General features: G+C 62.2%; 11 protein-coding genes. 7 read left to right on the forward strand and 4 right to left on the reverse strand.

The annotated features are described in order from the left end of the window. On the forward strand, nt 1–669 hold a 669-nt coding region (locus tag BUC40_RS22165), incomplete at its 5' end, for a TRAP transporter large permease (protein ID WP_139272230.1). 100 nt (nt 670–769) lie between these two features. On the opposite strand, the gene BUC40_RS22170 is transcribed toward BUC40_RS22165, so the two are convergent. Continuing rightward, nucleotides 770–2,314 carry an EAL domain-containing protein gene (locus BUC40_RS22170; RefSeq protein ID WP_073268948.1) on the reverse strand — a complete coding sequence of 515 codons (1,545 nt, stop codon included), beginning with the start codon at nt 2,312–2,314 and terminating at the stop codon, nt 770–772. Nucleotides 2,315–2,559: 245 nt separating this feature from the next. Here BUC40_RS22170 and acs point away from each other — a divergent pair, with 245 nt between their 5' ends. From acs to argR, 6 genes are all read left to right on the forward strand, one after another. Beyond that, a complete protein-coding gene (gene acs, locus BUC40_RS22175) occupies nt 2,560–4,521 on the forward strand; it encodes an acetate--CoA ligase (protein WP_073268950.1) in 1,962 nt (653 codons plus the stop codon). 324 nt (nt 4,522–4,845) lie between these two features. Continuing rightward, the gene (locus tag BUC40_RS22180) at nt 4,846–5,625 is read left to right on the forward strand and encodes an ABC transporter substrate-binding protein (RefSeq protein ID WP_073268952.1); all 780 of its coding nucleotides are present in this window, start codon (nt 4,846–4,848) and stop codon (nt 5,623–5,625) included. 150 nt (nt 5,626–5,775) lie between these two features. Further along, nucleotides 5,776–6,465, forward strand: a complete 690-nt coding sequence (locus BUC40_RS22185) for an ABC transporter permease (protein WP_073268954.1) — start codon at nt 5,776–5,778, stop codon at nt 6,463–6,465. A gap of 10 nt (nt 6,466–6,475) precedes the next feature. Next, on the forward strand, nt 6,476–7,174 hold the full coding sequence (locus BUC40_RS22190; protein ID WP_073268956.1) for an ABC transporter permease: 699 nt from the start codon (nt 6,476–6,478) through the stop codon (nt 7,172–7,174). Nucleotides 7,175–7,200: 26 nt separating this feature from the next. After that, nucleotides 7,201–7,965, forward strand: a complete 765-nt coding sequence (locus BUC40_RS22195; protein WP_073268958.1) for an ABC transporter ATP-binding protein — start codon at nt 7,201–7,203, stop codon at nt 7,963–7,965. Nucleotides 7,966–8,027: 62 nt separating this feature from the next. After that, complete coding sequence (argR, locus tag BUC40_RS22200; RefSeq protein ID WP_073268960.1) at nt 8,028–9,008, forward strand: transcriptional regulator ArgR; 981 nt, start codon at nt 8,028–8,030, stop codon at nt 9,006–9,008. Between the two features lie 57 nt (nt 9,009–9,065). Here the strand turns inward: argR and BUC40_RS22205 are convergent, their stop codons facing one another. Genes BUC40_RS22205 through coxB form a run of 3 tightly spaced genes read right to left on the reverse strand, consistent with a single transcriptional unit; the run spans nt 9,066 to nt 12,834 of the window. Next, nucleotides 9,066–9,419, reverse strand: coding sequence for a hypothetical protein (locus tag BUC40_RS22205; protein WP_073268962.1), 354 nt, complete (start codon nt 9,417–9,419; stop codon nt 9,066–9,068). Then, nucleotides 9,419–11,947, reverse strand: a complete 2,529-nt coding sequence (gene ctaD / locus BUC40_RS22210; protein ID WP_073268964.1) for a cytochrome c oxidase subunit I — start codon at nt 11,945–11,947, stop codon at nt 9,419–9,421. The genes BUC40_RS22205 and ctaD overlap by 1 nt, the downstream gene beginning before the upstream one ends. After that, a complete protein-coding gene (gene coxB, locus BUC40_RS22215; RefSeq protein ID WP_073268966.1) occupies nt 11,944–12,834 on the reverse strand; it encodes a cytochrome c oxidase subunit II in 891 nt (296 codons plus the stop codon). The genes ctaD and coxB overlap by 4 nt, the downstream gene beginning before the upstream one ends. Nucleotides 12,835–12,920 lie beyond the last annotated feature (86 nt).

Here is a 12,920-nt window from a genome sequence, read left to right on the forward strand (position 1 = left end):
TCGTTCAAGGAGATCCTGGTCGCCGGGCGCAAGGCCGGCTGGGGCCTGCTGCTGATCGTGATCATCCTGGGCGGCATCTACTCGGGCATGTTCACGCCGACCGAAGCCGCTGCGGTGGCCGCGGTGTACGCGGCCTTCGTGGCGATCTTCGTCTACAAGGACATGACCATCCGCGAATGCCCGAAGGTGATCATCGAGGCCGGCAAGCTGAGCGTGGTACTGATGTTCATCATCGCCAACGCCATGCTGTTCGCCCACGTGCTGACCACCGAGCAGATCCCGCAATCGATCACCGCCTGGGTCGTCGAGCAGGGCTTCAGCCCGATCGAGTTCCTGATCGTGGTGAACATCGTGCTGCTGATCGCCGGTACCTTCATGGAGCCGTCGGCGATCATCCTGATCCTGGCGCCGATCCTGTTCCCGATTGCCATGCAGCTGGGCATCGACCCGATCCACCTGGGCATCATTATGGTGGTGAACATGGAAATCGGTCTGATCACGCCGCCGACGGGGCTCAACCTGTTCGTCACCTCGGCGGTCACCGGCATGCCGCTGACCCGTGTGGTACGCGCGGTATCGCCGTGGCTGCTGGTGATGCTGGGCTTCCTGCTGCTGGTCACCTACGTGCCGTTCATCTCGCTGGGGCTGCCGAACTTGCTGGGCATGTGATAGCCCGACCAACGACTGCAAGGTTCTGGCTTACTGGCCGTTGAAGGGACTGTCCAGCGCGATACGGAGAAGCCCGGCCACAGTGCCGGGCTTCTTCGTTCTATACCGTCGGCGGTGTGCGCAGCGTATCGAACAGCGGCGCGGCGGGCATCGGTCGGGCGAAGTGGAAACCTTGCAGAAAACGCACGCCGCGTTGCCTTAGGTACTCGACCTGCTCGGAGTTTTCCACGCCCTCGGCGACCAGATCCAGCTGCAGGCGGGTGGATAGATCGAGGATGTTGTCGAGCAGATGGCGGGATAGCGAGTGCGAGTCGATCATGGAGATAAAGCTGCGATCGATTTTCAGCACGTCGACACGAAACTCGCGCAGGTACGCCAGGCTGGAGTGGCCGGTGCCGAAGTCGTCGATGGCGATGCGCACGCCCATCTGGCGCAATTCGGCGAACAGCTGTTCGGTAATCTCAGTAGGGGCGATCATCTGTCGTTCGGTCAGTTCGAGGATCAGGGTGATCTGCCCGGGTGCGAAAGCGGCCAGAAAGTCACGGCACTCATCGATCAGTTGCAGATTCCGGCAATGCGCTGCCGTGATGTTGACGCCGATATGAAAGCCCATCGGCAGCTGCTCGGTGCGGCCGGCGAAGTCTTCGCGGATGTGGCGCATCAGCGCGCGGGTCATCGGCACGATCAGTCCCAGGCGCTCGGCCAGGGGGATGAACTGATTCGGCGGCACCAGGCCCTCGCTGGGATGCTGCCAGCGCATCAGCGTCTCGACGCCATGCCATTGGCCGGTCTCAGCCTCCACCACCGGCTGGTAATGGGGGATGAATTCGTCGGCTTCCATGGCGCGTTTGAGCGCCGTACCGGGAGAGGTGGCGCGCAGGCTGAGGCGGTAGCTGCCGGCACCCGCCAGTGCGCCGAGAATCAGGAACAGCAGCCACTGCGGCTGATAGTGCTCGCGCATGTACTGCAGGGTGGCGCCTGGCGGATAGCCGGCAGTGATCTTGAACGGATAGCGCGAGGAGCTAGCCTGGAGCGCATATCCGGTTGCGTCCCTCTCGGGGTTGTCGATCACATGGCCATCGGGGCGGATCCAGTTGTTGCCCACGCCAATCTGCAACCGCACTTCCTGGCCGTTGATCTGCAGCAGATTGATCAGGTGCTGACCGTCTATGCCCACCAGTACGCCATGGTTCGCTTTGGCTTGTCGATAAACCAGTACGGCGCGATCCGGGGTGACCACATTGCCGGCCATCAGGCGCAGCTGGCCGCTTATGTAGCTACCGGTGTCCTCGCTCTTTTCATAGGCGCCCATCAGTGAGGTGCAGTAGATCAGGCCATCGGTGACCAGGTTGATTGAGCGCGAAAACGGGCTGACCGCGACCTGGCTGCGCAACGTTTGCACCACGTCGTCACAAGGCAGTCCGGCGAGCGGCAGCACTACATCCGCAGCGCGTGCCGCGTCATCGAGCATACGTTCGAATTGGGCGCTGGCATCAGCCGCACTTTTTTCAGCGCGGTTCTGCAGCAACGTGGCGGCCTGCCAGTACATCAGCGGGATACCGAGCAGCAGAGGTAGCGCCGCGACTGCAAACGAGGTGCTCAGGCGCAGGGCGCGTCCACGAGAGCGCAGAGTGTGCAAGGGCATGGGGTGTTGAAGAATCCAGAGGGGCTGGGAAAAGTTTAGCGCAACGCGTGCTGTCAGAATGCTAGCTGCTTCTCGCAATTGCCGAGCGGCGAGTTGTCAGGCAGATTTGGGTGGCCACCCGCGCCTGACGAACCGGCTGCGCCCAAGGTCTAGCGCTGGTAAGACCATGGTCGAATGGCTGTGGGGGAGGGTGATGGTTACAAATGTGAGCATAGAAAAACAACATCAATAACCGAGGTGATTCAATGAGTGCTGCTTCCCTGTATCCCGTGCGCCCCGAGGTGGCGGCCAATTCGTTGACCGACGAAGCCACTTACAAAGCCATGTACCAGCAGTCCGTGGTCAACCCGGATGGTTTCTGGCGTGAGCAGGCGCAGCGCCTCGACTGGATCAAGCCTTTCACCAAGGTCAAGCAGACCTCCTTCGACGATCACCACGTCGACATCAAGTGGTTCGCCGACGGCACCCTCAACGTTTCCTACAACTGCCTGGATCGTCACCTGGCAGAGCGCGGCGACCAGGTCGCGATCATCTGGGAAGGCGACGACCCGTCCGAGCACAAGGAAATCACCTACCGCCAGCTGCACGAGCAGGTGTGCAAGTTCGCCAACGCCCTGCGTGGGCAGGACGTGCACCGCGGCGACGTGGTGACCATCTACATGCCGATGATCCCGGAAGCCGTGGTCGCCATGCTGGCCTGCGCGCGCATCGGCGCCATCCACTCGGTAGTGTTTGGCGGCTTCTCGCCAGAGGCACTGGCCGGGCGCATCATCGATTGTCAGTCCAAGGTCGTCATCACCGCGGACGAAGGGCTGCGTGGCGGCAAGAAGATCCCACTCAAGGCCAACGTTGACGATGCACTGACCAACCCCGAGACCCGCAGCATCCAGAAGGTCATCGTGGTGCAGCGCACCGGCTCCGAGATCAAATGGAACCAGCATCGCGACATCTGGTTCGAGGACCTGATGAAGGTCGCAGGCAGTGTTTGCGCGCCGAAGGAAATGGGCGCCGAAGAAGCGCTGTTCATCCTTTACACCTCCGGCTCCACCGGCAAACCGAAAGGCGTGCTGCACACCACTGGCGGTTACCTGCTATATGCCGCGCTGACCCATGAGCGGGTGTTCGACTACAAACCGGGCGATATCTACTGGTGCACCGCTGACGTCGGTTGGGTCACTGGCCACAGCTATATCGTCTATGGCCCGCTGGCCAACGGCGCGACCACGCTGCTGTTCGAAGGCATCCCCAATTACCCGGACGTGACCCGCGTGTCGAAGGTCATCGACAAGCACAAGGTCAACATCCTCTACACCGCGCCGACCGCGATCCGCGCCATGATGGCCCAGGGCGAAGCAGCCGTGGCCGGTGCCGATGGCTCCAGCCTGCGTTTGCTCGGTTCGGTCGGTGAGCCGATCAACCCCGAGGCGTGGGACTGGTACTACCGCAACGTCGGCAAAGAGCGTTGCCCGATCGTCGACACCTGGTGGCAGACCGAAACCGGCGGCATTCTGATCAGCCCGCTGCCGGGCGCTACCGCCCTCAAGCCGGGTTCCGCGACCCGTCCATTCTTTGGCGTGGTGCCGGCGCTGGTCGATAACCTGGGTAACATCATGGAAGGCGCGACGGAAGGCAACCTGGTGATCCTAGACTCCTGGCCGGGCCAGTCGCGCAGCCTGTATGGCGACCACGACCGTTTCGTCGATACCTACTTCAAGACCTTCAAGGGCATGTACTTCACCGGTGACGGCGCGCGCCGTGACGAAGATGGCTACTGGTGGATCACCGGTCGAGTCGACGACGTGCTCAACGTCTCCGGCCACCGTATGGGTACCGCCGAAGTGGAAAGCGCCATGGTCGCCCACCCCAAAGTCGCCGAGGCTGCCGTGGTTGGCGTGCCGCACGACATCAAAGGGCAGGGCATCTACGTTTACGTCACCCTCAACCAGGGTGAGGAGCCGTCCGAGCAACTGCGCCAGGAGCTCAAGGCTTGGGTACGCAAGGAAATTGGTCCGATCGCCACACCGGACGTGATTCAATGGGCGCCCGGCCTGCCGAAAACCCGTTCGGGCAAGATCATGCGCCGTATCCTGCGCAAGATCGCCACGTCCGAGTACGACAGCCTCGGTGATATCTCCACCCTCGCCGATCCAGGCGTGGTACAGCACCTGATCGACACCCACAAGTCGATGCAGAGCGCCTGCGCCTGAGCTGATAGCCGTTAGAAGCGAACGCCCCGCGTCGGGAAGCCTGCGCGGGGCGTTTGTTTTTAGAGATTGGCGGCTGAGCTATAAGGCCAGATTAATAGCGTGAATTGGCTGTTTTTTGTTCTGTCAAGATGCCTGCGTCACGCCCCTCGTGCTTCTGTAATTACTTGTCGCATCTAGGAAATATCGACTGCCGCGCTATCGCTAGAATGCCGCACTTCCGTGCGCCGCCCGCAGCCCTGCGCTACGCTGGCGACGTCACTTCTCCATGGTCTGGGTAATCCGCCCACGGCCAGCGAAACCCTATCCCTGTCAGGAGTTTCCTTCATGAAAAAGATCGCACTGCTCGGCGCGTTGGCACTATCCCTGCTGTCGCCGCTGACCATGGCCCAGGAGGCCAAGGCGCTGCGTATCGGTATCGAAGCGGCTTACCCGCCGTTCGCCTACAAGACTCCCGACGGCAACATCACCGGCTTCGATTACGACATCGGCGTTGCCCTGTGTGAAGAAATGAAGGTCGAGTGCAAGTGGATCGAGCAGGAGTTCGACGGCCTGATCCCGGCCCTGAAGGTGCGCAAGTTCGACGCTGTGCTGTCGTCGATGTCGATCACCGAAGAGCGCAAGCGCGCTGTCGACTTCACCGGCAAGTACTACGCCACGCCTGCCAAGCTGGCGATGAAGAGTGGTGCGGTTATGAACGACGTGGCCACCGACCTCAAGGGCAAGAAGATCGGCGTGCAGCGCTCCTCCGTGTATGACCGCTACGCCACCGACGTTTTCGCCCCAGCCGGTGCCGAGATCGTGCGTTACAGCTCGCAGAACGAAGTTTTTCTCGATCTGAGTGCTGGTCGTCTGGATGGCACTATTGCCGACTCGGTGAACATCGAAGACGGCTTCCTGAAAACCGATGCCGGCAAAGGCTTCGCCTTCGTGGGCCCGGATTTTACCGAAGAGAAATACTTCGGCGAAGGCCAGGGCATCGCCGTGCGCAAGGGTGACAAGGCGCTTGCCGACAAGATCAGCGCCGCGATCCTGGCGATCCGCGAGAACGGCAAGTACAAGGCTATCCAGGACAAGTACTTCAGTTTCGACGTCTACGGCAAGTAAGACCACGATGCTGGGCAAGGGCACACGCTGTTCAAGCAGGCTCTAGCTATCGTGACTTCTTGTCAGAGGTGGCACACGCTGACTGGTTTGGCGTGTGCCACTTTTGCGTTGTATTTCCGGCGCCCTATGGCGCACGCATGAGGTAAGCGGATGCTCAACGGCTACGGCTCGTCCATTCTCGATGGCGCCTGGCTCACCCTGGTTCTGGCGCTGACGTCGATGGCCGTGGCTATCGTGCTCGGTCTGATTGGCGCCGCGTTTCGCCTGTCGCCTGTGCGCTGGCTGGCGGTGCTGGGGGAAACCTATTCGACGGTGATCCGTGGGATTCCTGATCTGGTGCTGATCCTGCTGATCTTCTACGGCGGCCAGGACATGGTGAACCGTGTCGCGCCGATGCTCGGTTACGACGAGTACATCGACATCAACCCCTTCATCGCCGGCGTATTCACCATGGGCTTCATCTTCGGCGCGTATCTGTCCGAGACCTTTCGTGGCGCCTTCATGGCGATTCCCAAGGGTCAGGCCGAGGCTGGCGCCGCTTACGGCATGAGCGGCCTGCAGGTGTTTCTGCGCATTCTGGTGCCGCAGATGATCCGTTTCGCCATTCCCGGCTTTACCAACAACTGGTTGGTACTCACCAAGGCTACGGCGCTGATCTCGGTGGTCGGCCTGCAGGACATGATGTTCAAGGCCAAGAGCGCCGCCGACGCCACCCGCGAGCCCTTCACCTTCTACCTGGCGGTGGCGGGGCTGTATCTGCTGATCACCAGTGTCTCGTTGCTGGCCCTGCGTTATCTGGAAAAACGCTATTCGGTCGGCACCAAGGCTGCTGAGCTGTGAGGAGCAGACGATGATCTTCGATTACACGGTTATCTGGGACAACCTGCCGCTATATCTGGGCGGCGTGCTGGTCACCCTCAAGCTGCTGGCCATCGCGCTGTTCTTCGGCTTGCTGGCTGCTGTGCCGCTGGCGCTGATGCGCACCTCGCGCTCACCGTGGGTCAACGGGCCGGCCTGGTTGTACACCTACGTGATTCGCGGCACGCCGATGCTGGTGCAGCTGTTTCTGGTCTATTACGGCCTGGCCCAGTTCGAGGCGGTGCGTGAAAGCGTGTTGTGGCCGTACCTGTCCAACGCCACCTTCTGTGCTTGCCTGGCCTTCGCCATCAATACCAGCGCCTACAGCGCCGAGATTCTCGCCGGCAGCCTCAAGGCCACGCCCCATGGCGAGATCGAAGCGGCCAAGTCGATGGGCATGTCGCGCGCCAAACTGTACCGGCGCATCCTGCTGCCATCGGCCATGCGCCGTGCGCTGCCGCAGTACAGCAACGAAGTGATCATGATGCTGCACACCACCAGCCTGGCGTCGATCGTCACCTTGATCGACATCACCGGCGCCGCGCGTACCGTCAGCTCGCAGTATTACCTGCCGTTCGAGGCGTTCATCACCGCCGGCCTGTTCTACCTGTGCCTGACATTCATCCTCGTGCGCTTGTTCAAGTTGGCCGAGCGCCGCTGGCTGGCCTACCTGGCGCCGCGTCGCAGCTAAACATCGGATTCAAGAGAGTGGAAAGCATGTACAAGCTCGAAGTGAAGGATCTGCATAAGCGCTACGGCAGCCATGAGGTGCTCAAGGGCGTGTCGCTGGCGGCCAAGGCCGGCGATGTGATCAGCATCATCGGCTCCAGTGGTTCGGGCAAGAGCACCTTCCTGCGTTGCATCAACCTGCTCGAGCAGCCCCACGCCGGGCAGATTCTGCTCAATGGCGAGGCACTCAAGCTGGTGCCCGGCAAGGATGGCGCCCTGCGCGCTGCCGACGACAAGCAGCTGCAGCGCCTGCGCTCGCGCCTTGCCATGGTTTTTCAGCACTTCAACCTGTGGGCACACATGAACGTGCTGGAAAACGTCATGGAAGCGCCGGTGCACGTGTTGGGCATGAGCAAAGCCGAGGCCCGCGACAAGGCCGAGCACTACCTGCACAAAGTTGGCGTGGCCCATCGCAAGGAAGCCTACCCCGCGCATATGAGTGGCGGCGAGCAGCAGCGTGTGGCGATTGCCCGGGCGCTGGCGATGGAACCGGAGGTGATGCTGTTCGACGAGCCGACTTCGGCGCTGGACCCAGAACTGGTCGGCGACGTGTTGAAGGTCATGCGTGATCTGGCCGGCGAGGGGCGTACCATGGTGGTGGTCACCCACGAAATGGGCTTTGCCCGCGAAGTCTCCAATCAACTGTTGTTCCTGCATCAGGGCCTGGTTGAGGAGCAGGGCGACCCTCGCGAGGTTCTGGCCAATCCGCAATCTCAACGTCTGCAACAGTTCCTCAGCGGCAGTCTCAAGTAGTTGGGGGTATCATCCCTGCGCGCCTCAACCTTCCACTGCCTTCAGAGCCTGACCTGCCTACCATGACTGCTCACCGAATCGGCTTCCTGCTTTGGCCTTCCACCAAGCCCCTGACCCTGGCGCTGGCGGAAGAGGCGCTGAGCGTCGCTCAACGCGTCCATCCGGAAGTGGTTTACGAGGTGACGTTCCTGCAGGCTGAGGAGCCCACCGACGGTGCCTGGCGTTTGCCGGGCAGCCCGTGGAGCGCAAGCCTGGAAGGCTATCGCAAGCTGTTTCTGGTTGCTGACGAGCCGCCGGCCACAGTGGCACCGGCGCTGGCAGCTGCTCTCAAACAGGTGGCGCGAAGTGGCAGCTGCATTGGTGCCGTATCTGCCGGCGTCTACCCGCTGGCGCAGCTCGGTTTGCTCGATGGTTACCGCGCTTCGGTGCACTGGCGTTGGCAGGACGATTTCGCCGAGCGCTTTCCCAAGGTGATTGCCACCAGCCACCTGTTCGACTGGGATCGCGACCGTCTCACCGCCTGTGGCGGCATGGCGGTGATGGACATGCTGCTGGCATTGCTGGCCCGCGATCACGGCGCGGAGCTGGCGGGCGCGGTGTCCGAGGAATTGGTGGTCGAGCGTATTCGCGAGGGCGGCGAGCGCCAGCGCATTCCGTTGCAGAACCGTCTTGGCTCCAGCCATCCGAAGCTCACCCAGGCGGTGCTGCTGATGGAAGCCAATATCGAGGAGCCGCTGACCACCGACGAAATTGCCCAGCACGTGTGCGTGTCGCGCCGTCAGTTGGAACGCATCTTCAAGCAGTACCTCAATCGCGTGCCTAGCCAGTACTACCTGGAGCTGCGCCTGAACAAGGCCCGGCAACTGCTGATGCAGACCAGCAAATCGATCATCCAGATCGGCCTGTCCTGCGGCTTCTCTTCGGGGCCGCATTTCTCCAGCGCCTACCGCAACTTCTTCGGCGCCACGCCGCGCGAAGACCGCAATCAGCGGCGCAGCAACAGTCCCTTCGAACTAACATCGGCGCCTGCCGAGCGCGGCTGATCACCTAGGCGGGCGATGCTTCGCTCGCCGCACTGCAATAGCAGGTTTCCTCCTCCCTCAGGCGCAGGGCGGCAGCGCCATGATCGGCAGGGCGATAAACACCACCGCAATTGCCGCGATCAGGTTGCCGCCTGCCGATACACTCGCCACGAAGCGCTCGCGGTCGCTGCAGCCACGCCTTCGCGCGGCTTTTCTGAATAGTTGCGCGAGGGCCAGTAGCAGTAGGGTGGTGAGCGCGGACAGAACGAGCAGAGCCAGATTCAGCCAGGTCCAGGGCCCGTCCTCGAGTGGCGGCGGCGCGACCGAGCAGCCGACGCCCTGACCGCCGTAAAGCGCGACGAACCACAGGCCCCAGATGGTCAGGCCCGTGATTATATGAATCGGGTTGTAGAGGCTGCGAAGGCTCTGCATCAAGCACCTCCGAAGGTCGGTGGCAGCAGCACGATGGCGAAGTAGCTGCACCACGACACCACAAGGTTGTAGTACCAGAACTGCGCCACCACCAGCGGCTCGTACGGCGCTTCGCCGCTGACGTAGCCTATGCGTACCCGCAACGCCTGCAGGCCGCTGAGCACGCCGGCCAGCAGGGCATGCCCGAAGCTGTAGGCGAGTATTACGAAGATCACCGCATCGTGCGCTCTGGCGGTTGGCTGCAGTGCTTCGCTGCGCAGCGCTATCAACAGCAGTGCGGCCTGCACCAGGCCGACAGCTGCGAGGCCGATCTGGCAGGCGAACAGGCCACGGTCGTCGCCCCGGCGCAGGCGGGCGAGCACCTGGCGCTGCCAGGGCGTTGCCAGTGTGAGTAGCAGGCTGCTGGCGAAGAGCAGCCAATGGTTGAACACTGGCGCGTTCGGCACCTGCCAGTTGGGCGCCACCGTCCACAGGTAAAACCAGCCGAACAGCAGCGACAGGTACAGCGCGCCGTTCGACAGCAACGTCACGCCCATGCCCCACAGGCCTGGGCCGTCACAAGTGCGTGAGTGCAGCGGTGGTTCATCGGGTTGGGTCTTTGCGTCTGGCGCCGCCTTGGGATGGGCGCCGTTCTCCCAGCTCCAGCGCAGCAGCACGACTACCGAGGCAAAGCAGGCGAACAGCGCCAGCGGATAGGTTTTCGTCAGCAGGCTCAAACACAGCACGGCGATGCAGCAAGCCGCTATAAACGGCAGCCAGCTGTTGCCCGGCAGGTGAATGATTTCCCGCACTTCGCCGGTCAGTGGATCGACGCCCCAGGTTTCCCGGCGGCCGTGGTCGATCACCGTCAACGCATGCTCGCCACGGGCCATGCTTTCGCCCAGGTCTGGATCACGCCATAGCGGATGGCGGTCGGTCACCTTGGCCAGGCTGACGAAGTTGTAGGGATTGGGCGGCAGGCTAGTGGCCCATTCCATGGTGTCGGCCTGCCAGGGATTTTTCCCGGAGGGGCGACCGAAGCGAAAGTGCAGGGCCAGATCCAGGAACAGGGTGGCGATACCGATCACCATGATGAAGCTGCCGACCGACGAGATCAGGTTGGGCATGTCCCAGCCCAGGCCGCTCTCGTAGGTATAAACGCGCCGCGGCATACCGAGCAGGCCGGTCCAGTGCATGATCAGAAAGGTCATGTTGAAGCCGATGAACACCAGCCAGAACCCCCACTTGCCGAGGCGTTCGGAGGCCATGCGCCCGGAGAAATGCGGCAACCAGTAATACAGCCCGGCGATCAGCGGAAACAGCATGCCGCCGATCAGCACGTAGTGAAAATGCGCGACCACGAACTGGGTGTCGTGCACCTGCCAATCGAACGGCACCAATGCCAGCATCACGCCGGTCAGCCCGCCGCATACGAAGATGATCAGAAAACCTACCAGCCACAGCATCGGCACGTTGTAGCGCGGTTTGCCGAGCCATAGCGTGGCGATCCAGGAAAACACCTGAATGGCGGTGGGGATCGCCACCAGCATGCTCGCCGCCGAAAAGAACGCCTGCGCCAGCTGCGGGATGCCCACGGTGAACATGTGGTGCACCCACAGCCCGAAGCTGATGAAACCGATGGTGAGCACACCCAGCACTACAGCGCGGTAGCCCACCAGCGGGCGACCGCAGAACACCGGCAGCAGGGTCGATACGATGCCGGCCGCCGGCAGGAAGATGATGTACACCTCAGGGTGCCCGAACAGCCAGAACAGGTGTTGCCAGAGCAGCGGGTCGCCGCCGTGTGCTACTTCGAAAAACGGCAGGCCGGCAGCGCGTTCCAGTTCCAGCAGGATGCTGCCGAGGATCAATGGCGGGAAGCCGATGACGATCATCATCGCCATGGTCAGGATGTACCAGGCGTAGATCGGCATCTTGTGCAGTGCCATGCCTTCGGCGCGGGTGCGCAGAATCGACACCACCAGTTCTACCCCGGCCGACACTGCAGAAATTTCTACAAAGGTGATACCCAGCAGCCAGAAATCGGCATTGATGCCCGGCGAGTGCGCTGCGCTGGAGAGCGGCGTGTACATGAACCAGCCGGCATTGGGCGCAACGCCGAGCAACAGGCTGGAGCAGATAATCAGGCCGCCGAATAAGTAACACCAGTAACCCAGCGCCGACAGCCGAGGAAATACCAAATCCCGCGCGCCGAGCATCTTTGGAATCAGGTACACCGCCAGGCCTTCCATCATCGGCACGGCAAACAGGAACATCATCACCGTGCCGTGCATGGTGAACACCTGATTGAACATCTCCGGGCCCATGAAGGCGTTGCCCGGCAGCGCCAGTTGGGTGCGGATCAGCATCGCCAGCAGGATGCCGAAGATAAAGAAGCCCAGCCCGGTGACCATGAAACGCAGGCCCAGGGTGGTGTGGTTGACGATGGTCAGCGCGCGCCAGCCGCGCGGGTTGCCCCACACCTCATCAAACTGATCGTGCAGGGCATCCCTGTCTTCGCTGCTTTGCAATTCCCGTGCGTCACTCATGGTTCGAGGGCCTCCAGCCAGGTGGCGATGGCTTGCAGGTGCTCGGCATCGAGGTCATCGGTCAGTGGCATGCCGGTGCCCGGTTTCAGGCGGGCGTGCTCGCGTATCCATTGCAGGATGGCGCCGGACTCGTTGGGCATCACGCCAGCGCCCAGGTTGCGGCGGCTGGCCAGGTCGGTGAGATCCGGCGCGCGATTGCCTGCACTGAAACCGGCCACGCTATGGCACATGCCGCAATGAGCCAGAAACGTATCGGCGGCCGGGCCCTGCAGCGCCTCGACTTGCGGTTCACGACGGGCGTCGATCCAGGCTGCGAAGTCTTCGTCGCTGTGCGCCTGCACGTCGAGAATCATGTGGCTGTGCTGGGTACCGCAGAACTCCGTGCACTGGCCACGAAAGGTGCCGGGCTTGTCGGCCTGCAGGCGAATGCGGTTCTCGCGGCCGGGGATCATGTCGATCTTGCCGCCCAGGCGCGGTACCCAGAACGAGTGGATCACGTCGGCGCTGCTGACGGTGATGTCCACCGGTTTTCCGGCCGGCAGGTGCAGTTGGTTGGCCGTCACCACACCGCTGTCCGGGTAGCGTACTTCCCACCACCACTGGTGGCCGATCACTTCGATTTGCAGCGGCTGCTCACCGAGAATCGGCAGCTGCATCATCCGTTGGCCCACGGGGATGCCGAATGCCAGCAGCAGAACGATGGTCACCGAGGGCAGCACGATGCCTCCACCGATCAACCAGCGGCGTTGAATTGTCCGCGCCTGGTCGACGGTGTACTCACGTGGCTTGCGCCACATCGCGTAGATCCACAGCGCGCTGACGACCACCAGCACCAGAGTGAAGAAGCCGCACATCGCCCACCACAGCAGGGCGATATCACGTGCCACCGGCCCGGCCGGCGCCAGAATTGATTGGTCACCACTGCAGGCCGAGATAATCGGAACTGCTGACGCGAGTGCGGTCAACTTCAAGA

Source organism: Phytopseudomonas punonensis (genome assembly GCF_900142655.1).
In the GTDB taxonomy this organism is placed as follows: domain Bacteria; phylum Pseudomonadota; class Gammaproteobacteria; order Pseudomonadales; family Pseudomonadaceae; genus Aquipseudomonas; species Aquipseudomonas punonensis.

Coding starts and splice junctions, on each gene's coding strand:
- BUC40_RS22190 (WP_073268956.1), top strand. CDS start 6,476: ATGATCTTCGATTACACGGTTATCTGGGACAACCTGCCGCTATATCTG.
- argR (WP_073268960.1), top strand. CDS start 8,028: ATGACTGCTCACCGAATCGGCTTCCTGCTTTGGCCTTCCACCAAGCCC.
- BUC40_RS22170 (WP_073268948.1), bottom strand. CDS start 2,314: ATGCCCTTGCACACTCTGCGCTCTCGTGGACGCGCCCTGCGCCTGAGC.
- BUC40_RS22185 (WP_073268954.1), top strand. CDS start 5,776: ATGCTCAACGGCTACGGCTCGTCCATTCTCGATGGCGCCTGGCTCACC.
- ctaD (WP_073268964.1), bottom strand. CDS start 11,947: ATGAGTGACGCACGGGAATTGCAAAGCAGCGAAGACAGGGATGCCCTG.
- BUC40_RS22205 (WP_073268962.1), bottom strand. CDS start 9,419: ATGCAGAGCCTTCGCAGCCTCTACAACCCGATTCATATAATCACGGGC.
- acs (WP_073268950.1), top strand. CDS start 2,560: ATGAGTGCTGCTTCCCTGTATCCCGTGCGCCCCGAGGTGGCGGCCAAT.
- BUC40_RS22180 (WP_073268952.1), top strand. CDS start 4,846: ATGAAAAAGATCGCACTGCTCGGCGCGTTGGCACTATCCCTGCTGTCG.
- BUC40_RS22195 (WP_073268958.1), top strand. CDS start 7,201: ATGTACAAGCTCGAAGTGAAGGATCTGCATAAGCGCTACGGCAGCCAT.